The sequence below is a fragment of the Maribacter sp. 4G9 genome (assembly GCF_002742265.1).
Classification (GTDB): domain Bacteria; phylum Bacteroidota; class Bacteroidia; order Flavobacteriales; family Flavobacteriaceae; genus Maribacter.
Window position 1 is genome coordinate 35,348 of the sequence record NZ_MDGL01000125.1, and the last position, 23,612, is coordinate 58,959.

The window sequence follows — 23,612 nt, forward strand, 5'->3', positions numbered from 1 at the left end:
TGTCCATCAATTTCTCTTGGATATTTCATCCCTCAATTTTGCAGCTTTCTCATAATCTTCGTTTGCCACCGCTTTTTTGAGCTCTTCTTCCAGTTCGTCTATGGTCAATTCCGTATAACCGTCCGAGGCACCGGAATCGATTTCTACGGTTTCACCTTCCTGAAGTATTTCATCTACCACGATACTATCGTCGCTCTCTTTTTTTTCGGTTTCCTTGGAAGAGAATTTCAAGAAAATGCCCGCCTTGTCCAAGATGGTCTTGTAGGTGAAGATCGGTGCATTGAACCGAAGCGCCAATGCAATGGCATCGCTGGTCCTGGCATCTATGATTTCTTCAATGCCGTCCCTTTCGCAGATGATGCTGGAATAAAAAACACCATCTACGAGTTTGTGGATGATCACCTGTTTGATGACAATATCGAAGCGATCCGCAAAATTCTTGAAAAGATCATGTGTCAAGGGCCTTGGCGGCTTTATTTCCTTTTCAAGGGCTATGGCTATGGACTGTGCCTCAAAGGCTCCGATGACGATGGGTAATTTACGGTCTCCCTCCACTTCATTCAATATAAGGGCATAAGCGCCATTTTGTGTTTGGCTATAGGAAATCCCCTTTATTTTCAATCGTACTAAACTCATAAGTTTTATAAACTAAAAAAGCTGTTCAAACACTTGGGACCCCAACTATTCGAACAGCCCTTTGTGGGGCAAATTAACAAAAATTAGCTGTTTTGAGCTTTAAATTCCTTTAATTTTTCGATTAACTCCGGCACGACTTCAAAAGCATCGCCCACGATTCCATAATCGGCCGCCTTGAAAAATGGAGCTTCCGGATCGTTGTTGATGACTACTTTTGTTTTTGAGGAGCTAACACCGGCCAAATGTTGAATGGCACCTGAAATCCCTATGGCAATATACAGGTTGCTTGCAACGGGCTTGCCTGTTTGTCCAACATGTTCTCCATGGGGTCGCCAACCTAGGTCGGATACAGGTTTGGAACATGCGGTGGCTGCGCCCAGCACATCGGCCAAGTCCTCTATCATTCCCCAATTTTCGGGTCCCTTGAGGCCCCTTCCAGCGGAAACGACTATATCCGCATCGGCAATGGTCGCTTTACCAACGACCTTGTCTATATCCGTTGACTTCGTTTTAAATTCCGCGTCAAGGGATATGCTAAAATCTTCTACGGATGCATCGGTAGGTGTTTCAACCGTTCCAAAGGCATTATTGGATACCCCGAGGATTTTTATATCGGTTTTAATTTCGGTATGTGCAAAACCTTTGTTGCTAAAGGCTGTTCTTTTTATCTTGAAAGGTGCGGTACTTTCAGGGGCCGCCACAATATTTGGAACATAACCGGCCTTCAATCGTGCCGATAAAAGGGGAGCCATATATTTTGCATCGGAACTTGAACTGATAACCACCACACTTGCCCCTTCAGCTTCTAAGGCTTTGGATACGATTTCTGCCGCGGCCTTGGCATTGAAAGGCTTCAATTTTTCATTCTGGACGTTCAACACTTTTGAAATACCATAGGTTCCCAAAAGGGCATTTTCCATACAATTAATGGAAACGGCCGTTGCCGTGGTGCCCATCTGCCTGGCCACTTCCGAAGCATAGGAAGCGACTTCAAATGCGTTCTTCTTAAATTTTCCGTTTTCGGATTCTGTATATACTATAACTGACATTTCTTCTATTTTTTGTGTTTACAGCTTCAAAAAGCTATTAAATTACCTTGGCTTCATTATGCAGTAAAGAGACTAACTCATCTACCGTTTCTACGAGTTTTATTTCGCCTTTGGGAGCTGGTTTGTCGAATTTTACGTCTTCTGTGGCTTTAACACCTTCTACAGGTTCTACAACGTTCAATTTTTTTTGCCTTGCCATCATAATGCCGCGCATGTTGGGAATTTTAAGGTCACTTTCCTCCACGAGGCCTTTTTGTCCCCCTACGACCAAGGGCAAGGAGGTGCTTAAGGTTTCCTTTCCTCCATCAATCTCCCTCACCGCGGTCACATTATCCCCCTCTATCTCCAATTTTATACAGGTATTAACGAAATTCATGTCCAGTAAGGAAGCAAGTATGCCAGGGACCATTCCGCCGTTGTAATCGATGGATTCCCTTCCACCAATGACTAAGTCATAGCCACCGTTCTTTACGACTTCGGCCAACTGTTGTGCCACAAAAAATCCGTCGGTAGGTACTGCGTTGACCCGTATGGCTTCATCGGCACCAATGGCCAATGCCTTTCTCATGGTTGGCTCCACACTCGCGTCCCCAACAGTCGCCACGTGAACAGTGGCACCTTGTTTTTCCTTAAACCACATGGCTCTCGTAAGTCCAAACTCATCGTTTGGATTGATAACGAATTGTACGCCGGTAGTATCGAATTTGGTATCGCCGTCCGTAAAATTTATCTTGGAAGTAGTATCCGGTACATTGCTTATACAAACTAGTATTTTCATGTGCTTATTTTATTTTTTTTGTTAGTCACATGTAACCTATTATTATTAAAACTATCATCTCTACGCGAGTTCATTGATTATTTTAATAATGTTGGTTTCATTGAATAAAATCTTTTATTTGTGTTGGAAACGAAGATAACCAATAATTTCCAAATTTACTATGCATGCATAGTAAATTTTATCACTTTTTTTAAAACGGGCATCCGTTTAATTGATATATAATTTCCTATTTTTGCTTGCTTTCTATTGAAAGGTTAAAGACTAATATTTCTTATTAAGATGAAAACATTACAGTTTAGAGAAGCGATTGCGGAGGCGATGTCCGAGGAGATGCGCAGGGACGAATCCATTTATCTAATGGGCGAGGAAGTAGCGGAATACAATGGTGCTTACAAAGCTTCTAAGGGTATGTTGGATGAGTTCGGTCCCAAAAGGGTTATCGATACACCCATTTCCGAACTTGGTTTTGCCGGAGTGGCTGTAGGTTCTACCATGACCGGTAACAGGCCCATTGTGGAGTTCATGACCTTTAACTTTGCTTTGGTCGGTATCGATCAAATTATCAATAATGCGGCAAAAATCAGACAAATGTCCGGGGGGCAGTTTCCATGTCCCATCGTGTTCAGGGGTCCTACGGCATCCGCGGGCCAGTTGGCGGCCACACACTCACAGGCTTTTGAAAGTTGGTACGCAAATTGTCCGGGATTGAAGGTGATCGTTCCTTCCAATCCTGCAGACGCCAAAGGATTGCTAAAATCGGCCATCAGGGATGACGACCCCATTATTTTTATGGAATCCGAACAAATGTACGGGGATAAAGGAGAGGTTCCAGAAGGGGAATATACCATTCCAATAGGCGTTGCCGATATCAAAAGGGAAGGCAAGGACGTAACCATAGTCTCTTTTGGAAAAATAATCAAGGAGGCCTATAAAGCAGCGGATGAACTGGAGAAAGAGGGCATCAGTTGCGAGATCATAGATCTAAGGACCGTAAAACCGTTGGATTATGAAGCCGTGGTCAAGTCCGTTAAGAAAACAAATAGATTGGTCGTGTTGGAAGAGGCCTGGCCTTTTGGGAACGTGGCCACGGAGATTACCTATCATATTCAGGCCAATGCCTTTGATTATTTGGATGCTCCCATCATAAAAATCAATACGGCAGATACTCCAGCACCGTATTCCCCTGTATTGTTGGAGGAATGGCTGCCCAATCACGAAGATGTGATCAAGGCCGTTAAAAAAGTGTTATATAAGTAATTAAGACATAATGTAAAGGTACCTTAGCTTCTTCGACCAATGTGTTGAAGAAGCTTTTTTATTGGTACGTTATTTGCTGAGAGGCTTAAGGGAAGATCTTGTACATGAATAAATTCTTTTTCCATTTTTTTCTGCTATTTACCGTAGGTGTTCTGGGCCAAACCAAGGTAGGGGGTCTTGTAACGGATGAAAACGGAGAACCCGTTGCCTTTGCCAACGTTCTTTTTAAAGGTTCCACGGAAGGCACCATTACAAATGACAACGGCAGGTTTTATATGGAGTCGGACAATATCCATAATGTCCTGGTCATATCATTTATAGGATATGAGAACAGGGAAATTACACTTGCCTCCAGAGTGAACTATGATATGGAAATTACCCTTGCCGAAGCCGCGGAACAATTGAACGAGGTGGTGCTAATATCAGGCAAGCAATCCAAAAAGAACAATCCTGCCGTGGATATCCTACGAAAAATATGGGCCAAGAAACGGGAAAATGGCATCCGAAAATTTAACCAATACGCCTTTGATAAATATGAGAAGGTGGAATTCGATTTGAACACCATAGACAGTGCCTTGATGAAACGTAAGATTTTTAAAGGGCTGGAGTTTGTTTTCCAGGATTTGGATACATCAAGGATTACCGGTAAAACCTATCTTCCCATCTTTTTGAACGAAACTTTTTCCAAAGTATATGGCGATAATGTCCTAAATGAGGAGAAGGAAGACATATTGGGCAACAAAAATTCTGGTTTTGAGAACAATCAGGCTATTATAGCCTTTGTAAAAGATCTCTACCAGAGTTATGATATATACGATAATTACCTAAAGTTTTTTGATAAAAGCTTTACAAGCCCCCTGTCCAGAACAGGAATCGATACCTATAATTATGCCCTTCGTGATAGTGCCTACATAGATAACAAATGGTGCTATAATATTGTGTATTATCCCAGGAGAAAGAATGAACTGACCTTTAAGGGAGATTTTTGGGTAAACGATTCCACGTGGGCCATAAAGAACATTAACCTGGAAGTCACCAAAAGTGCCAATATCAACTGGGTGAAGGAGATTTATATCGAGCAGGATTTTGAAGTGGTCAATGATTCCCTTTTTCTTTTAAAGCGCGACTATATGTTGAGCGATTTCAGTTTCCAAAAAAAGGAAACTTCCAGAGGCGTTTATGGTAAACGGACAACCGTTTATGACAACTATGAATTTGATAACAAAAGACCCAAAGAATTTTACCGAAAGGACTTAAACCCATTGGATATTAATTTAATAGTGCAGGACGATGCCTTTTGGGAAAAGAACCGGCTGGAATCCCTAAATAAAGATGAGGCCGGAATTTATACCTTGTTGGATACCTTGAAGACGGTCCCAAAGTTTAAATCCTATTATAATTTGGTCAGTATTTTAGGGTCTGGATATGTTGAAATTGACAAGTGGGATTTGGATATTGGCAATGTGTATGATGTATTTGGGTTCAATCCCGCCGAAGGTCCACGGCTTAGGTTGGGAGCAAGGACCTATAGAGGCCAAAACGATATGTGGCGATTAGAGGGGTACATGGCGTACGGTTTTACCGATCAAAAAGTGAAACACGGATTCAGCGGCAAGTTTCTTGTTGAACCTAAGACCCGCTTGATAATTTCGGGTGGGAACCGTCGGGATATTGAACAATTGGGAGTTAGCCTTACGGCCACCCGTGACGTTTTGGGTCGTAGTATAGCCTCCTCCTCGCTATTGACCGTAGGAGCCAACAATAGGTTGACCAACATAAACCTGAGTGCGTTAAATTTTGAGATAGAACCCGTTACAAATTTTAGGATTTCCTTGGGCGGGACCTTTAGGACGCTTAGTTCCGCGCTCCCCAATGATTTTAGTTTGGACTTTATAGACCCAGAATCCACTACCGGCGTTTCCTCCGAAATAAGACAGTTTGATTTTAATACCCTCTTAATATACACGCCCGGTAAAAAAACGATAGGCTATGGTGTGGAAAGGCGGGATGTCAACGATACCTACAGCACCCTATTGCTCAATTATACAAAGGGTACGGATGGTGTACTAGACAGTGATTTTAACTATCAGAAGTTACAGTTTTCCTACAGTCAACCCTGGCAATTGGGCGGTTTTGGTAGATTGATGAGCACTGTGGAATTGGGCAAGACCTTTGGTGAGGTTCCTTTGGGACTCTTGAGCGTGGTTCCTGGCAACCAGACCTTTTTCACCAATTATGGTACGTTTCCCAATTTGGACTTCTACGAATTTGTGACCGATACCTATGCATCGGTACATTTGGAGCATAATTTTAATGGACGGCTCTTTTCCAGGATACCTTTTTTACGTAAATTGAACCTGAGGGAAATTCTGGGGTTAAGAGGTGTATGGGGAAGTCTATCGGAAGGGAATATAGCCCTAAGTGCCCCTGCATCTTTAAATACGCCCTTAAGGGCGCCCTCGGAAAAAATATATTATGAATACTCCATTGGAGTAGGGAATATATTTAGGATTTTTAGAATCGACTTTAACTTTAGGGGCAACTACTTGGACAATCCCAATGCCAGGCCCTTTGGTATAACCGGATCTTTTGGTTTTAGTTTTTGATTTGCCAAGGCAATTATCGGAAATAGGTTTCGTTTCATAAATAAAAGTAATTACTATAAACACAGACATGGCCAAAAAAAAAGACGTAACATTTGATGTACTGATCGAAATTCCCAAAGGGAGTAGGAATAAATATGAATATGATTTTACCCTGCATAAGATCAGGTTCGATAGAACGCTTTTTTCATCAATGATGTACCCAGGCGATTATGGATTCGTTCCGGAGACCTTGGCCTTGGATAAAGATCCCTTGGACGTATTGGTTCTTGGAACGGAACCTACCTTTCCCATGGTGGTCATGGAAGTTAAGCCTATTGGTGTTTTTCATATGACCGATGAAAAAGGACCCGATGAAAAAATTATCTGTGTTCCTGTATCCGATCCTATTTGGAGCAAGAGGGACGATATCAGCGATTTAAATCCGCATAGGCTTAAGGAAATAGAACATTTCTTTCAAGTATATAAAGACTTGGAAAAAAAGAAGGTCGATACCGGCGGCTGGGGCAATCATGAAGAAGCCATAAAAATTTATCAGGAGTGTGTAAAACGGTATCAGGAAAGCGAGCACAAGGATAAGCGCACCTTTATGATTTAGCTATTTTTTAGGAAGTCAAAGCCCCCTTTTAATATAATTAAGGGGGCTTTTTTTATTATATTCTATTTTACTACTTTAGCAGCCACAAAAAAATAACTAATCAAATGGAATTAATCGTAAAATTTTTACCTGCTTTTGGTGGCTTGGCCCTTCTGTACGTATTCATTAAAAGTGCTTGGGTATCCAAACAAGAAGTGGGTAATGAAAAAATGGCGAGAATAGCCAAAAACATTGCTGATGGGGCAATGTCCTTTTTAAAGGCCGAATACAAAATATTGGCCGTTTTTGTGGCTGCTGTGGCAGTTCTATTGTTTTTTAAGGGCAGTAATGAGGTAGGATCAAATGGAATGGTAGCTGTTTCCTTCATCGTAGGTGCAATATGTTCCGCTTTGGCCGGTTTCATTGGAATGAAGGTGGCAACCAAAGCAAACGTTAGAACTACTCAGGCCGCTAGGACTTCGCTAGGAAAAGCCCTTGAAGTAGCTTTTGCCGGTGGCGCCGTTATGGGACTTGGTGTTGTAGGATTGGGAGTACTTGGTCTAAGTGGTCTTTTTATGATTTATAGTGGGCAAGGTTGGTCCTTAGGTGAAGTGCTTAACGTATTGTCGGGTTTTTCCTTGGGTGCTTCTTCCATTGCCTTGTTTGCTCGTGTAGGAGGTGGAATCTATACGAAAGCCGCGGATGTTGGTGCCGATTTGGTTGGTAAAGTAGAAGCCGGTATTCCTGAGGATCACCCCTTAAACCCCGCTACTATTGCGGATAACGTTGGTGATAACGTTGGTGATGTTGCCGGTATGGGAGCAGATTTGTTCGAATCCTATGTAGGTTCTATTATAGGAACCATGGTATTGGGTGCCGCATTTGTGCAAATTCCTGCCTTTGAAAGTACTTTTGATGGTTTGGGTGCGGTTTATCTTCCATTGGTATTGGCCGCCGTTGGAATTATTATGTCCATTATAGGAACATTCTTCGTAAGGGTAAAGGATGGTGGAAACCCACAAACCGCTTTAAATATTGGAGAATTTGGATCTGCAGGTTTGATGTTGGTCGCTTGTTATTTCATTATAACCAATATGCTACCTGAAAGCTGGACGTTTGGTGGTGTAGAGTACGGTTCCTTAGGAGTTTTTATAGCCGTATTGGCAGGTCTTGTTGCGGGTCTAGCAGTTGGGAAGGTTACGGAGTATTATACTGGAACAGGAACAAAACCTGTAAATGCCATTGTTCGTCAATCCGAAACAGGTGCAGCAACTAATATTATCGCCGGACTAGGCGTTGGTATGATGTCAACCATGTTTCCTATTCTTTTGATTGCTGCCGCCATCTTGATTTCACATCATTTTGCCGGACTTTATGGTATTGCGATTGCTGCGGTAGGTATGTTGGCAAATACTGGGATACAGTTGGCCGTGGACGCTTATGGGCCCATTTCTGATAACGCGGGAGGAATTGCCGAAATGGCCGAGCTTCCAAGCGAAGTAAGGGAACGTACGGATAAATTGGATGCCGTAGGAAATACAACCGCTGCTATTGGTAAAGGATTTGCCATTGCTTCTGCCGCATTAACGGCTTTGGCCCTTTTTGCCGCCTTCATGCAAACTGCGAATGTAACGGCTATCGATGTTTCCAAGCCAACGGTTATGGCCGGTCTATTGGTTGGGGGTATGTTGCCCTTTGTATTTTCGGCATTGTCAATGAATGCAGTAGGTCGTGCCGCTATGGCCATGATAGAAGAAGTACGTCGCCAATTTAGGGATATTCCCCAATTGAAGGCTGCATTGGAAGTAATGAGGTCTGTAGATTCTGATATGAGCAAAGCTACACCGGAACAACGTGCAATTTTTGATGCTGCCGATGGAGTTGCAGAATACGATAAGTGTGTTGCTATCTCAACACAAGCTTCCATTAAGGAAATGGTTTTGCCAGGTTTATTGGCGATTGCCGTTCCCGTTGCCGTTGGTTTTATTGGCGGAGCGGAAATGTTGGGAGGTCTTTTGGCAGGTGTCACTACGTGCGGTGTTTTAATGGCTATATTCCAATCGAACGCAGGTGGAGCTTGGGATAATGCCAAAAAGACTATAGAGAGTGATGGCCGTAAAGGTACGGATGCCCATAAAGCTGCCGTAGTTGGTGATACGGTTGGTGATCCGTTCAAGGATACCTCCGGTCCTTCTTTGAATATCCTTTTAAAGTTAATGTCTGTTGTTGCTTTGGTAATCGCACCTAGTATTGCTATGAGCGGCGATAGTATGACAGCATATAACGAAACAAAGGTCGCCACTGAGGTTGTTTCAAAACAAATTGAAAAAAAGGTTGAGGTGAATATGGAGAAAAGTGATGCGGGGATCTTTAAGGCAACTGTAATAACTACTATTTCCAACAATGGCGAGGAATCTATTTCCGAGCAAGTTTTTGAAGGAACTGAAGAAGAAGTAAAAGCTAAAATCGAGGCTTTTAATATTGCTAATGAAGGTGTTAAAGTTCAGATTGAGAAAGTTGAGGAGAAAATCCAATAAAAATTCTTCTTGAACAATAATCATATTTAAAAAAGGGCTTACCGGAAACGGTAAGCCCTTTTTTATTTCCTAATGAAGTACAAAATTAATGGGAATACTAAAAGAGACCTTAACAGGTGTTCCGCGTTGTTGTCCCGGAGTCATCATGGGTAATTTATTTAGGATACGGGTAGCTTCCTCCTCCAAAATTTTATGGGGCCCTCTTTTTTGGATGGTACCAATGGAGCCATCAACCTTTATTTCAAACATGGTATTTACCTTACCTTGAATTCCCATTTCTTGGGCGAGTTCGGGATATCTGAAGTTTTTTTGGATGTGCTTTTGCATCATTTCATTAAAGCACGCTCTTTTATCCTTGGCATTTTCACATCCCGGGAAAATGGGAACTTCCTCAATGGTAATCCAGTTGACTTCTACAGGTTCATCTATGTCATCTATGATAATGTCGTCTACTTCAAGAATTTCAGTATCCGTATCTACTTCGGTGGATAATATTTCGGTTTCAATAATTTCCACATCATCTTCCTCAATCTTTATTTCCGGAGGAAGCACTTGTTTGATTTTGGGCTGTTCAACCTTGAAAATCTCTACCGGTTCTTCCTCTATTTCATTTGGAGAGGAATTCATGCTAACATCATAAATAGATTTAGGTTCATAGCTTTTCCACTCTAGGGCAATTAGCGCAAGTCCTAAAACGAGTAAAAGTCCAAATACAAAGAATAAGCTACTTTTTTTGTTGAGGTCCTTTTCTGGGTTCTTTTTTGGTTTCATTTTTTTAAAATTTGTGGCTTTCGTGGTGCAAGCCTGTTTACACTTAAATTTTACTTTGATTTAAAACTATACCATTTAATTCGGACCCAAAATGGGCATTGAGTAATCGTGACCTTTGGCTGAGCTAACGCTCCATTTTTATGTTGCTTTCTGTAAATCAAACTGAAAATGATCGTATTTTTGATTGTATGGGACTTTTTAAAAAAGATAAGTTACAGATCATAGCTTTTAATGGGTATGGAACTTCGGATAGATTTTACGTCCGTGGTAGGGCCTTGGAAGATGAGAATGTCGACCTTGGACACAAGGGGGCCTTCAAACTTTTGATAAATACCTGGAAACGTTTCGAGACCGATGAGATTAAAAATACGCCAATCAAAATAACCATTGGTGGCCAAATAACGCTTCAAGGTAAGACGGACCATGAAGGATATTATTTGGTGAACGAGAAGGTGGATAGTCTGTCCCAATATAAGAATGGGGAGGGATGGGTGAAATTTGAGATTTCTTTTTTGGATACGAAACTAAAAAGGGAAATTTTGAACCAAAATCGATTTCCCGGGGAGATGCTGATTCCAAGTAATACGGCCAGTTTTGGAGTAATCAGCGATATTGATGATACCATCCTGCATACGGGAGTGGTCTCTTCCCTCAAATGGAAGGTAATCATCAATACCATTTTTAAAAGGGCTACCAGTAGAAAACCTTTGGAAGGGGCGGCCAACTTTTATCATCAGCTGCATTGCGGCAGAACAGGGGAGGAAGCGAACCCTATTTTCTATGTTAGCCATAGCCCATGGAACCTGTATAGATATTTGGAGCTCTTCCTTAAAACCAACAATTTTCCCAAAGGGCCGATTTTGCTACGAACTATGTCCAGCTTTACCCGAAGAAAAAGGGATGAGAAGCCACAGAAACAAAGGGAAATTATAGGAATCTTTACTACGTATCCTGAACTTTCATTTATACTGATCGGTGATAGCGGCGAGAAGGACGCAGATATTTATATTGAAATCTCAAAAATGTTCCCGAACCGGGTTAAGGCGATTTATTTAAGAAGTGTCTCGGATGGCCGTAGGATGGCCAGGGTATCCAATTTGTTCGCCGCCTATAAAAACATTCCCTTTTTAATGGTAAACAAAACAGAGGAGGCCATTGACCATGCCAAAAAACATGGTTTTCTATAAGTATTAAAATAGGCCGTTGATTTCGGCATCAATTTTATTGATGACCCTCCCCAAATCTTCGGGCTTGTCTACAAAGTCAATTTCGTCTACATCAATGACAAGCAACTTACCCTTATCGTATCCGTGAACCCACGCTTCATAGCGTTCATTTAATCGGCTTAAGTAATCAATGGAAATACTGTTTTCGTAGTCCCTGCCTCTTTTATGGATTTGTTTGACCAGATTTGGAATGGAACTTCTTAGATAAATAAGGAGTTCTGGAGGCTCAACCAAGGATTCCATCAATTCAAAGAGACTGGAATAATTTTTAAAGTCCCTATTGGTCATTAGGCCCATGGCATGAAGGTTTGGGGCAAAAATATGGGCGTCCTCGTAAATGGTACGATCTTGTATAACATCCTTACCTGTTTCCCTTATTTGCACGATCTGTCTATACCTACTGTTTAGAAAATAGATTTGTAGGTTAAAGCTCCAGCGTTCCATCTGGGTGTAAAAATCATCCAGGTACGGGTTGTCCACAACGTCTTCAAAATGCGCTTCCCACTTGTAATGTTTGGCCAATAATCTTGTCAATGTGGTTTTACCTGCTCCAATGTTTCCTGCTACGGCAATGTGCATTTTGGTTGTATTTAGCGGTTAGTTGTTATGAAAAAGTTGTAGCGTACAATATACGAAGTATATTAACTTTTAGAAAAAATAGTAGTTGAAATACCAGCAATATTTCAATAGATTCATTGGCCTAGAATCGGATACACAAAAAGAAAGTAAAAGACTTCAAAAAGAAACTATTTTTATACTTTTGCCCAAAACAAAGAGGAAGGATTTGACTGATTGCAACCTCGTTAAAAATGCTAAAGCAGTTTTGTGTCAACAGTGTTTGACAACTCTTCAAGAGAAAGCAATACCTCCTTTAGTACACACAACTTTCAAATCCTTGTTTTTAAATAAAAGAAGAAATGGCGTATTTATTTACATCAGAATCCGTAAGTGAAGGACATCCGGACAAAGTAGCGGACCAAATAAGCGATGCCCTGTTAGATCATTTTTTGGCGTTCGACCCAGAAAGTAAAGTAGCTTGTGAAACTTTGGTAACCACTGGGCAAGTAGTGTTGGCCGGAGAGGTAAAGAGTCACACGTATTTGGACGTGCAGAACATTGCCCGGGAGGTCATCAATAAAATAGGATATACAAAAGGGGAATACCAATTTAGTGGTGATTCTTGCGGAGTCATCTCCCTTATTCACGAACAATCCCAAGACATTAATCAAGGTGTGGACAGAGGCTCCAAAGAGGAACAGGGTGCCGGTGATCAAGGTATGATGTTTGGCTATGCGACCAATGAAACGGATAACTACATGCCCTTGGCCTTGGACATATCCCATAAAATCTTGTACACCTTGGCGGAACTGCGCAGGGATGGTAAGGAAATCAACTATTTACGGCCAGATGCCAAGGCCCAGGTTACCATTGAGTATTCTGATGAGAATGTGCCGCAACGTATCGATACCATTGTAGTCTCCACCCAACACGATGCCTTTGATAGCAATGATGAGGCGATGTTGAAGAAAATAAAATCCGATATTATCTCCATTCTTATCCCCAAGGTAAAATCGCAATTGCCTGAGGATATCCAGAAATTGTTCAATGATCAGATTACCTATCACATCAACCCTACCGGAAAATTTGTTATCGGTGGCCCTCATGGGGATACGGGGCTTACCGGTAGAAAGATTATCGTGGATACCTATGGAGGTAAGGGAGCCCATGGCGGTGGAGCGTTCAGTGGTAAAGATCCTAGTAAGGTAGACCGTAGTGCTGCTTACGCAGCAAGACATATTGCAAAAAATTTGGTCGCTGCCGGAGTGGCCGATGAAATTTTGGTCCAGGTAAGTTATGCCATTGGTGTGGTAGAGCCAACGTCCATTTTTGTTGAAACGTATGGAACGTCCAATGTCAATTTGAGCGACGGCGAAATTGCAAAAAAAGTAAGGCAATTGTTCGATTTAAGACCTTTTGCGGTCGAGGAACGCCTAAAGCTTAGAAACCCGATTTATTTAGAAACCGCTGCTTACGGTCACATGGGCAAGGAATCCAAAAAAGTGGTAAAAGTTTTCGAATCCCCTTATAATGGTCGGGTTGAAATGGAGGTGGAGTTGTTTACCTGGGAGAAATTAGATATGGTTGATGATGTAAAAGTTGCATTCGGGCTATAACAAATTTTCAATACTATTTACGAAAAGGAGCCATATATGGCTCCTTTTTATTTTCAGGAGTAACCATTCTTTCCTAGCTTTAAAGACAATTAATTCAATTATGATGAAATCTACCTTAAAGTATCTATTGACGCTGTTCATTATTACTTCCCTTGTACAATCTTGCAAAAAGGAAGTTCAAACTACGGAAACTGCAGAGGTGGGTAGCACCTATGTTGCCGATAACTATACCAAAAAAGAGGTGGATATTGAAATGCGTGATGGCATAAAGTTGCACACCACCATTTATTCCCCCAAGGATACCTCAAAAAAATATCCTATTATCATGCAACGTACTCCATACAGCTCAATGCCCTATGGAGAGGACCAGTTTAAGGAAGCCATTGCGCCAAATAAGCATATGATGAAGGATGGGTACATTGTGGTATATCAGGATGTCCGAGGAAGATGGTTGAGCGAAGGGCATTATGAAAACATGAGGGCCTATATTCCCAATAAAACTTCAGATCAGGATGTGGATGAAAGTTCGGATACGTATGATACTATAGAATGGTTGGTCAATAATGTTGAAAATAACAATGGAAGGGTAGGTATCTGGGGTATTTCCTATCCCGGATTTTACTCCACCTACGCCACAGTGGATGCGCATCCGGCATTAAAGGCGGCTTCCCCACAAGCGAGTATAGGGGATTTCTTTTTTGACGATTTTCATCATAATGGAGCATATCTGCTAAGCTATTTTAGGGCAACCAGTTTGTTCGGTACGCCCAGGCCCAACCGGGACCGGCCTATTGACACGGCGTGGTACACCTTGCCGGATTTAGGAACTGAAGATCAATATCAATTTTTCTTGGATGCCGGACCGTTAAAAAATCTCGATAGGTTTTTTGAATATGAAACCGGGGATACGCCACGGATGTCGGTTGACGGTAAAACGGACGACTTTTTTTGGAACGAACTAAAGGAGCATCCCAATTATGATGAATTATGGCAAAGTAGAGGGTTAATTCAGCACTTAAAGGATGTTAAGAGCCACGTGGCCACAATGGTAGTTGCCGGGGAATTTGATGCTGAGGATCTATACGGCCCCTTGGAAACTTATAAGACTATTGAAAAATATAACAAGGACAACTACAACACTTTGGTCTTTGGACCTTGGGACCATGGCGGATGGGCACGAAGTAGGGGTAAGAACCTAGTTGGTAATTATTATTTTGGCGATGGTATCTCTGAATTTTTCCAAGAAAATTTAGAGACCAAATTCTTTCATCATTTTTTAAAGGGCGATGGGGATATGAACAGTGGATTGCCCGAAGCCTATGTGTTCGACTCGGGGAGAAAGGAGTGGAAACAATATGATACCTGGCCCCCTGAAGGGGTGGTAAAACAGGATATGTACCTGTCCGATAATCAGGAATTGACCACTGAGAAGAAAGGCGAAACAGGGATTCAATTTGTTAGCGATATCAAAAAACCGGTTCCCTATTCCGAGGATATCAAATCCGTTTTTACCCCAAGAAAATATATGACGGACGACCAGCGCTTTGCCTCCAGAAGATCTGATGTATTGGTGTTCGAAACCGATGTGATGGAAGAGGATTTGACATTGGCAGGCGACATTATGGCGAATTTGAATGTTGCCACCACGGGAACGGCTGCCGATTGGATCGTAAAAGTAATAGATGTGCACCCAGCCGATGCGGAAAATCACGAGGATATGCAGGACCATTTAAAGATGAGCAACTACCATTTGATGGTGCGTAGCGAGGTACTACGGGGAAGGTTCAGGAATAGCTTCTCCAACCCGGAACCTTTTGTGCCAAATCAAAAAACAGCAGTCAACATTAAGCTACAGGATGTTTTTCACACTATAAAAAAAGGGCACAAGTTGCAGGTCCAAGTGCAGAGTACCTGGTTTCCCCTCATAGATTTAAACCCTCAGACCTATGTTGATAACATCTTTGAGGCGGACGAAGCCGATTTTAAAACCCAGACGCATACGGTCTTTACGGATTCTAAAATCGAGTTTACGGTGTTGAAGTAATTCAATCCCTCCGACCCGATACTGCGTATCGCGCCACCTCCCTTTTCCAAAGGGAGAAGCTTTTTTCTGGAACTGGGTTAAATATGCTTTTTTTATTGCCTACAGTAATAATAACAAGCTCCCCTCTTTTTAAAAGAGGGGTGATTCGGCTTTGCGGAATCGGGGAGATTGGTTTTGAGTTTGATTTTTTCAATCCCTTCGACCCGATACTCTGTATCGTGCCACCTCCCTTTTCTAAAGGGAGGAGCTTGTAAAGTTTTTTTTAATTTCTTCTAGTATGGATGGTAAATTTTCAAACACCATTTTGTTTTCAAATCGGATTACCTTCAAACCAAGATTCTCAATGTGTTCGGTGCGTTTTTCGTCATATTCTTGTGCAGTGGGATTCATGTGAACTTGGCCATCCAATTCAATGATCAACTTTTCGGAAGGGCAATAAAAATCGACAATATACCAATCGATGCTATGTTGTTTATGGAATTTTCTGCTTTCCAATTGTTTTGCCTTGAGATGTTTCCAAAGAAAAGCTTCGGCAGGAGTCAGATTTTTTCTAAGCTCTTTTCTTCTGTCTAAAAATTCCTTGCGGTTATGGTGTTTATTCGCCATAGTTAAAAATACAAAAAAGCACCCCTCTTCTTTAAAGAGGGGTGATTCAGCTTGGCTGAATCGGGGAGATTGACTTTTTGGTTCTAAATTTTCTATCCCTACGACCTGATACTGCGTATCGCGCCACCTCCCTTTTCCAAAGGGAGGAGCTTTTTTCTGGAACTGGGATAAATAAGCTTTTTTTTTGCCTACAGTAATAATAACAAGCTCCCCTCTTTTCCAAAGAGGGGTGATTCGGTTGTTCCGAATCAGGGAGATTGGGTTTTTGTATGATTTTTTCAATCCCTCCGACCCGATACTGCGTATCGCGCCACCTCCCTTTTCCAAAGGGAGGAGCCATTTTTTAGTTTTGCCAAATCGGGGAGATTGCTTAAAACCTATCATTTCACTAGGGTTTTGTTAATTTTTATGGTTTGATTAGGATTTTAAAACATTCACCCCTTATATTTGCATCCACTAAGTTCAAACACGTATTGAATAGTTATCAAGAAAGGTGGAGGGATTGGACCCTTTGAAGCCTTAGCAACCCTTGTTCTCCCGATATTTGTCGGAATCAAGAAGGTGCTACATTCTACCCTTAGGGGAAGGATAACAGTCATCGAAATTTCATCGATTTCACTTTCTTATAACTTATTTGATTTTACCTAATCGCAATGTCGGCGGGTTGGGGTTTGGCTTTTTTAATCATTTTTCACGTCCCATATTGGAATTGGGCTTAACTATTAAAAAACAAAAATCATGAGTGATCAAAAATTAGCAACAAACGCTTTGCATGCTGGGCACGACACAACGCAAACCGGTGGAACACGTGCCGTACCTATTTATCAGACGTCATCCTATGTATTCAATAACACGGAGCATGCCGCGAACTTGTTTTCCTTGGCGGAATTAGGGTTTATCTACACCCGTTTGAACAATCCTACCAACCAGATTCTTCAGGACCGTTTGGCCGCTGTGGAAGGTGGTGTTGGTGCGGTGGTGTTTTCATCTGGTACGGCAGCAATTTCTACCGGACTTTTGACCCTTTTAAAATCAGGAGATCATATCGTAGCCTCCAGTAGCTTGTACGGGGGTACGTTTAACCTTCTCAATGTAACACTACCTCGTTTAGGAATTCACACCACCTTTGTAGATGCCTCCAATCCAGAGAACTTTGGAAAAGCGGTAAAGGAAAATACCCGGGCCATCTTTGTGGAATCCTTGGGTAACCCAAAGTTGGATGTGTTGGATTTAAAAGCGATATCCAAAGAGGCCAAGGCCGCGGGAGTTCCTTTTATTGTGGACAATACCGTTGCTACACCGGCTTTATTGAATCCAATCGAGCATGGGGCCAACTTGGTAATTCACTCCTTGACCAAATATATCGGCGGACAAGGAACGTCATTGGGCGGTGCCATCATCGATGCCGGTACGTTTGATTGGGCCAATGGGAAATTTCCGGAATTTACCGAACCATCGGCAGGTTACCACGGTTTGGTGTATCATGAAGCCTTGGGAGCCGCGGCCTTTACCTTTAAATTGATTTTAGAAGGTCTAAGGGATTTTGGTGGGGCTTTAAGCCCGTTCAATGCCTTTCAAATTATACAAGGATTGGAAACCTTACCCGTGCGTATCAAACAGCATAGCGCAAATGCCTTAGAGCTTGCAGAATGGCTACAAAGTAGGGATGAAGTCGCTTGGGTAAAATATCCGGGTCTTAAAGGGGACGAGTATTATGATTTGGCACAGGAATACTTGCCCAAAGGGCAAAGTGGTTTGGTCACTTTCGGTATCAAAGGAGGTTTTGAAGCGGCCAAAAACGTGACGGACGCTACCAAAATATTCTCGCTTCTGGCAAACATTGGAGACACCAAATCCTTGATCATCCATCCGGCGAGTACAACCCATCAGCAGTTGACGGAAGAACAACAACTGAGTGCGGGCGTAGGTCAGGATTTGATCCGACTTTCCGTAGGCTTGGAAGATATAAACGATTTAAAGGCCGATTTGGAACACGCTTTTGCCGCGGCCCAAATCAAGGCATAAAAGAGTAGCGGTATTGTACGGCAAACCACTGATAATTAATAATTTTGGCATCCTATGCTACATCATTTACATATAAAGGAGTACACGACCCTATCTGGAGTGACCCAGGATATTGAGCTGTCCTATGAACTCTTCGGGGCCAAGCTCCATACGGCACCCATTATTTTGGTGAACCACGCCCTAACGGGCAATTCGAACGTTACGGGTGAAAACGGTTGGTGGTCCGCGTTGATCGGTGAGGGAAAATGTATCGATACAAAAAAGTATACCATCCTTTGTTTTAACATCCCCGGAAACGGATATGATAAGTTTGTCATTGAAAATTATAAGGATTTTGTGGCGGGAGACATCGCCCGGATTTTCCTTCTGGGATTGGAAAAATTAAAAATCCAAAAACTTTTTGCCATTATTGGGGGTTCATTGGGTGGTGGAATTGCCTGGGAAATGGCGGCCATCGACCCTAATTTAACGGAGCATTTGGTGCCTGTGGCGTCCGACTGGAAATCGACCGACTGGCTTATCGCCAATTGCCAGATCCAAGAGCAGTTCTTGGTAAATTCCAAGCAACCGGTCCACGATGCGCGTATGCATGCCATGTTATGTTATCGCACACCGGAGTCTTTTAAGGAACGGTTTAAACGAAGTACCAACGAGGCGCTTCAGGTATTCAATGTGGAAAGCTGGTTGATGCATCATGGTGAAAAGTTGCAGGAGCGTTTTCAATTATCGGCCTATAAGCTGATGAACCAGTTGCTGAAAACCATTGATGTTACCCGAAACGGGGAGGAGAACTTCATCAAACTACAAAATAGCGATACCAATATTCATATTGTTGGAGTGGATTCCGACCTGTTTTTTACGGCGAAAGAAAACAAGGATACTTTTAAGCAATTGGCGCAGGCCAATAGCAATGTGACCTATGGTGAAGTTCAATCGCTTCACGGACATGATGCCTTCCTGATCGAGTTTGAGCAAATGGAGAAACTGCTCCATTCCATATTTAATGCGAATGGTAAATCGGGCAAGGTAAAAGTCTTGAAATTTGGCGGAAAATCCCTGAGCAATGGTGAAGGTTTGGAACGTGTGTTGGATGTAATCGCCACCAAGGTAAAGTCCGGGGAAAATATTGCCGTAGTACTTTCGGCACGTGAAAAAGCAACGGACCAACTGGAAAGTATTCTGGAAAAGGCTTCAAAAGGAAAGCCTTATAAAGAGGACTTCGAGGCTTTGGAAAGCTACCAGCAACATACCTACGGAAACGTAAATTTATCCAAGGAATTCAAAGGCTTGGCCAAATTGTTCGAGGGAGTATCCCTCTTGGGAGATTACAGCGCCAAGATCAAGGATGAGGTGTTGGCCCATGGCGAGTTGATTTCGGCAAAATTGGTGACCAAACTCCTGATAGGCAAAGGCGTAAATGCCCGTTTTTTGGATTCACGGGAATTGATTACCACCGATGCCACTTTTGGCGATGCCAAGGTGATGGAGCATGTTTCCAAGGAAAAGGTATTGTTGAAGTTTTCTGAACTGCCCCATGATGCCGTACCGGTGATTACAGGATTTATTGCGGCCACGGAAGAGGGGGAAACCACTACCTTGGGAAGGAACGGCAGTAATTATAGTGCCGCACTTTTGGCCAATTTCCTGGATGCCGAAGAGTTACAAAATTACACGCATGTGGATGGTATTTTTACAGCCAATCCAGATTATGTGAAGGAAGCCAAGCGTATCAGTAACCTGAGCTATGCGGAGGCGAATGAGATGGCCAACTTTGGAGCCACGATTTTGCATGCCAAGACCATTATTCCATTGATTGAGAAAAATATTCCTCTGCGGATTTTAAACACCTATAACGACGATAATGAGGGTACACTGATCAGTGCCAAGTCCAGTAAGGAGGGTATCCGGTCCATTTCGGTAATTGAGGATGTTGCCTTGATCAATTTGGAGGGACGCGGACTGTTGGGGAAGGTGGGGATAGATGCCCGTATTTTCAAGACCTTGGAAGCTATCAATATCAGCGTAAGTATTATTTCCCAAGGATCCTCCGAACGGGGTATTGGTTTGGTGGTGAAGCGCGACAAAGCGGAGCGTGCCAAGCGCGCCTTGGAAAACGAATTTTCGAGCGATTTCCAGAGTCAGGATATCAACATGATCAAGGTCGTTGCCGATGTTTCGGTCATTTCCGTGGTGGGCCAGGATTTGAGCACCTTTCACAAACCCTTTAACGCCCTAATCAAAAACCAGATCGTACCGTTGTTGTTCAACAATACGGTATCGGGAAAGAACGTGAGTTTGGTCGTAAGGAAATCGGATTTGACCAAAGCGGTCAATGTAATGCACGGCCAGATTTTCGGGGTCAGTAAAAAAGTCAATTTGGCGGTATTCGGACATGGAAATGTTGGCGGTACCTTGATCGACCAAATTTTAAAATCGGCCAAAAATATCGAGGACCGAAAAGGTATCGACTTAAGGGTCTTTGCCATTGCCAATTCCCGTAAAGTCTTGCTCAATGCGAAAGGAGTAAGCGGAAAGTGGAAGACCGATATCAACAGCAAGGGAAAATCCTACGTCGTAAAGGATATTATCGATTTTGCCAAGAACAACCATTTGGAGAATCTGATCGTAATCGATAATACGGCCAGTCAGGATTTTGTGGCCCACTATTTCGATTTTGTGGAAAACGGATTCGATGTCGTTTCCTCCAATAAGATTGCCAATACTCTTGGGTTCGATTATTACCAATTGCTACGGGAGGAGCTGGACAAACATCAAAAGCAATACCTGTACGAGACCAATGTGGGTGCGGGGTTACCCTTGATAGATACCATTAAGTTATTGCACCTGTCCGGAGAGAATATTACCCGCATCAAAGGGGTCTTTTCAGGGTCCTTGAGTTATATTTTCAATACATTTTCAGAAGTGGACACTTCCTTTTCGTCTATTCTAAAGGATGCCAAATTAAAAGGTTTTACGGAACCTGATCCAAGGGAAGACCTTTCTGGAAACGACGTGGGTAGAAAGTTATTGATCTTGGCTAGGGAACTGGATCTGCGCAATGAATTTTCCGATATCAATATAGAAAATCTGATTCCCTCCACCTTGGAAAAAGGCGATGTGAATTTCTTTATGGAAAATCTGGAAGTGTTGGACGATACATTTAACGAGATAAAAAAGAACCAAAAACCTTACCATGTATTGCGCTATGTGGGCGATTTGCATGGAGATCTACAAAAGGAGAAAGGCATCTTGGATGTGAAACTGGTTTCCGTTCCCAAGGAGAGTGCTTTGGGGCAGGTGAAGGGGTCGGATTCCATTATTGAAATCTATACGGAATCCTATGGGGAAAACCCCTTGGTGATTCAGGGTGCCGGAGCAGGGGCCGCAGTTACCGCCCGTGGAGTTTTTGGGGATATATTACGGATTGCGGAGAAAAGTTAATTCTTAAAGTGGAAAGTGGAAAGTGAAAAGTGGAAAGTGGAAAGTGGAAAGTGAAAAGTGAAAAGTTAAAAGTTGAAAGTGAAAAGTGGAAAGTGGAAAGTGGAAAGTGGAAAGTGAAAAGTGAAAAGTGGAAAGTGAAAAGTGGAAAGTGAAAAGTGGAAAGTGAAAAGTGGAAAGTGAAAAGTGAAAAGTGGAAAGTGAAAAGTGGAAAGTGAAAAGTGAAAAGTGGAAAGTGAAAAGTGAAAAGTGAAAAGTGAAAAGACTTTTCTTTGCTAAAAGCTAAAAACCAACAACGAATAACCAACAACCAACAGCGAATAACCAACTACCAAGAACGAAGAACGAACAAGTAATGAGCAATAAAAAATTCGAAACGAACGCCATACGAACGCAGTTAAAACGAACGGAAAATTTGGAACATTCCGTTCCCCTGTATCTCACTTCTAGTTTTGTCTTTGAAGATGCGGAGGATATGCGGGCGTCATTTGCAGAGGAAAAGGAGCGGAATATTTATTCCCGATACTCCAACCCCAATACCAATGAATTCGTGGAAAAAGTGTGCCAAATGGAAGGAGCCGAGCAGGGCTTTGCCTTTGCATCAGGCATGGCGGCCGTATTCTCCACCTTGGCAGCCTTGTTGGATAGCGGGGACCATGTGGTATCGGCAGCAAGTATTTTTGGGTCTACCCATTCCCTGTTCAATAACTTTTTTCCAAAGTGGAACATTTCCCATAGCTATTTTGATGTTCATGATTTGGATTCCATTGATGATCTTATTCAACCAAACACCAAGTTGATTTATGCGGAAACACCCACCAATCCGGGGGTGGACGTGTTGGATTTGGAAGCGCTGGGTCAGATAGCGAAAAAACACAATGTATTGTTGGTCATCGATAACTGTTTTGCATCGCCCTATTTACAGCAGCCGATTAAATTTGGGGCGGATTTGGTCATTCATTCCGGTACCAAGTTGATGGACGGTCAAGGCCGTGTTTTGGCAGGTATTACCGTGGGGAAAAGGGAATTGATGGACAAGGTATACCGATTCTCTAGAATTACGGGACCTGCTTTGTCCCCATTTAATGCCTGGGTGCTGAGCAAGAGCTTGGAGACTCTGGCGGTCCGTGTGGATCGGCATTGTGCCAATGCCCTGCAAGTGGCAGAGTTTCTGGAAGGCCATGACAAGGTAAACTGGGTAAAATATCCTTTCTTAAAATCACACCCAAAATACGAAGTAGCCAAAAAGCAGATGAAGGCCGGCGGTTGTGTGGTCGCTTTTGAAGTAAAAGGAGGCTTGGAAGCCGGACGTACATTCTTCGATTCCATAAAACTGTTGTCCCTCTCCGCAAATTTGGGGGATTCCCGAAGTATTGTCACCCATCCTGCATCAACGACACATAGCAAACTATCCGTAGAGGAACGCGCCGCTAGTGGCATTACCGAAGGTATGGTGCGTATCTCGGTAGGTTTGGAGCATATTGATGATATCATTGCGGATATTTCCCAGGCTTTGGGGTAGTTATAAATTCTCAGGTATGTCAGTTCGAGTGATTTTCGATAGAAAATCGTATCGAGAACAATTTTAACTAAGCGTGTCCTGCTTCTCGATACAAAATCGCGATGCGATTCCACTCGAAGTGACAAAAAACTGTTTGGGCAATTACAAGAATCAATACGAAAAATATCTTGATTTAGGGTAGCTAAAGGTTCCTTGGACTGTAGGCTTCCCTAAAAATAGGACAGTTCATAATTCGAATTTACTAACTTTAAATTCAAACTGTCACGATGAAAAACAGCAAGTTTAGCGAGAGTCAAATTATCAAGGCTCTAAAAGAAAATCAGCAAGGAAGATCTGTTGGAGATGTTTCGAGGGAATTAGGAATAGATA

17 protein-coding genes and 1 riboswitch are annotated in these 23,612 nt (G+C 42.5%); of the genes, 11 read left to right on the top strand and 6 right to left on the bottom strand.

Annotation, left to right across the window (positions count from 1 at the left end):
- Positions 1 to 6: 6 nt before the first annotated feature.
- From BFP75_RS12220 to BFP75_RS12230, 3 genes are all read right to left on the bottom strand, one after another.
- Positions 7 to 636 (bottom strand): bifunctional nuclease family protein, encoded by a 630-nt coding sequence (locus BFP75_RS12220; protein WP_099545665.1) that lies wholly within the window; start codon positions 634 to 636, stop codon positions 7 to 9.
- Positions 637 to 719: 83 nt separating this feature from the next.
- Entirely contained in the window at positions 720 to 1,685 is a 966-nt protein-coding gene (locus tag BFP75_RS12225; protein ID WP_099545666.1) for an electron transfer flavoprotein subunit alpha/FixB family protein, read from the bottom strand.
- 37 nt (positions 1,686 to 1,722) lie between these two features.
- Positions 1,723 to 2,463: an electron transfer flavoprotein subunit beta/FixA family protein gene (locus BFP75_RS12230; protein ID WP_099545667.1), complete on the bottom strand. Its 741-nt coding sequence runs from the start codon at positions 2,461 to 2,463 to the stop codon at positions 1,723 to 1,725.
- Positions 2,464 to 2,742: 279 nt separating this feature from the next.
- On the opposite strand from BFP75_RS12230, the gene BFP75_RS12235 reads away from it, so the two are divergent.
- From BFP75_RS12235 to BFP75_RS12250, 4 genes are all read left to right on the top strand, one after another.
- Positions 2,743 to 3,720, top strand: a complete 978-nt coding sequence (locus tag BFP75_RS12235) for a pyruvate dehydrogenase complex E1 component subunit beta (protein WP_099545668.1) — start codon at positions 2,743 to 2,745, stop codon at positions 3,718 to 3,720.
- Between the two features lie 104 nt (positions 3,721 to 3,824).
- Positions 3,825 to 6,326: a DUF5686 family protein gene (locus BFP75_RS12240; protein WP_099545669.1), complete on the top strand. Its 2,502-nt coding sequence runs from the start codon at positions 3,825 to 3,827 to the stop codon at positions 6,324 to 6,326.
- A 67-nt stretch (positions 6,327 to 6,393) separates the two neighbouring features.
- Entirely contained in the window at positions 6,394 to 6,921 is a 528-nt protein-coding gene (locus BFP75_RS12245) for an inorganic diphosphatase (protein ID WP_099545670.1), read from the top strand.
- 104 nt (positions 6,922 to 7,025) lie between these two features.
- Positions 7,026 to 9,437, top strand: a complete 2,412-nt coding sequence (locus tag BFP75_RS12250) for a sodium-translocating pyrophosphatase (RefSeq protein WP_099545671.1) — start codon at positions 7,026 to 7,028, stop codon at positions 9,435 to 9,437.
- 69 nt (positions 9,438 to 9,506) lie between these two features.
- Here BFP75_RS12250 and BFP75_RS12255 read toward each other — a convergent pair whose 3' ends face one another.
- The gene (locus BFP75_RS12255) at positions 9,507 to 10,208 is read right to left on the bottom strand and encodes an energy transducer TonB (RefSeq protein ID WP_099545672.1); all 702 of its coding nucleotides are present in this window, start codon (positions 10,206 to 10,208) and stop codon (positions 9,507 to 9,509) included.
- Between the two features lie 140 nt (positions 10,209 to 10,348).
- Here BFP75_RS12255 and BFP75_RS12260 point away from each other — a divergent pair, with 140 nt between their 5' ends.
- Positions 10,349 to 11,395, top strand: a complete 1,047-nt coding sequence (locus BFP75_RS12260) for an App1 family protein (protein ID WP_240531778.1) — start codon at positions 10,349 to 10,351, stop codon at positions 11,393 to 11,395.
- A gap of 3 nt (positions 11,396 to 11,398) precedes the next feature.
- Here the strand turns inward: BFP75_RS12260 and BFP75_RS12265 are convergent, their stop codons facing one another.
- The gene (locus BFP75_RS12265) at positions 11,399 to 12,013 is read right to left on the bottom strand and encodes a deoxynucleoside kinase (RefSeq protein ID WP_099545673.1); all 615 of its coding nucleotides are present in this window, start codon (positions 12,011 to 12,013) and stop codon (positions 11,399 to 11,401) included.
- Between the two features lie 338 nt (positions 12,014 to 12,351).
- Here BFP75_RS12265 and metK point away from each other — a divergent pair, with 338 nt between their 5' ends.
- Positions 12,352 to 13,608 (top strand): methionine adenosyltransferase, encoded by a 1,257-nt coding sequence (gene metK, locus BFP75_RS12275; protein WP_099545675.1) that lies wholly within the window; start codon positions 12,352 to 12,354, stop codon positions 13,606 to 13,608.
- A gap of 100 nt (positions 13,609 to 13,708) precedes the next feature.
- Entirely contained in the window at positions 13,709 to 15,652 is a 1,944-nt protein-coding gene (locus BFP75_RS12280; protein ID WP_410504087.1) for a CocE/NonD family hydrolase, read from the top strand.
- A 234-nt stretch (positions 15,653 to 15,886) separates the two neighbouring features.
- Here BFP75_RS12280 and BFP75_RS22635 read toward each other — a convergent pair whose 3' ends face one another.
- Positions 15,887 to 16,642, bottom strand: coding sequence for an endonuclease domain-containing protein (locus tag BFP75_RS22635; protein WP_317044529.1), 756 nt, complete (start codon positions 16,640 to 16,642; stop codon positions 15,887 to 15,889).
- A 94-nt stretch (positions 16,643 to 16,736) separates the two neighbouring features.
- Positions 16,737 to 16,853, top strand: a riboswitch (SAM riboswitch).
- 143 nt (positions 16,854 to 16,996) lie between these two features.
- On the opposite strand from BFP75_RS22635, the gene BFP75_RS12290 reads away from it, so the two are divergent.
- From BFP75_RS12290 to BFP75_RS21505, 4 genes are all read left to right on the top strand, one after another.
- Positions 16,997 to 18,283, top strand: a complete 1,287-nt coding sequence (locus tag BFP75_RS12290; protein WP_099545676.1) for an O-acetylhomoserine aminocarboxypropyltransferase/cysteine synthase family protein — start codon at positions 16,997 to 16,999, stop codon at positions 18,281 to 18,283.
- Between the two features lie 54 nt (positions 18,284 to 18,337).
- Positions 18,338 to 21,724, top strand: coding sequence for a bifunctional aspartate kinase/homoserine dehydrogenase I (gene thrA / locus BFP75_RS12295; RefSeq protein ID WP_099545677.1), 3,387 nt, complete (start codon positions 18,338 to 18,340; stop codon positions 21,722 to 21,724).
- 352 nt (positions 21,725 to 22,076) lie between these two features.
- Entirely contained in the window at positions 22,077 to 23,243 is a 1,167-nt protein-coding gene (locus BFP75_RS12305; protein ID WP_099545679.1) for a trans-sulfuration enzyme family protein, read from the top strand.
- Between the two features lie 266 nt (positions 23,244 to 23,509).
- Positions 23,510 to 23,612, top strand: a 103-nt coding sequence (locus BFP75_RS21505; RefSeq protein WP_133118654.1) for a transposase, incomplete at its 3' end; no start/stop codon positions are given.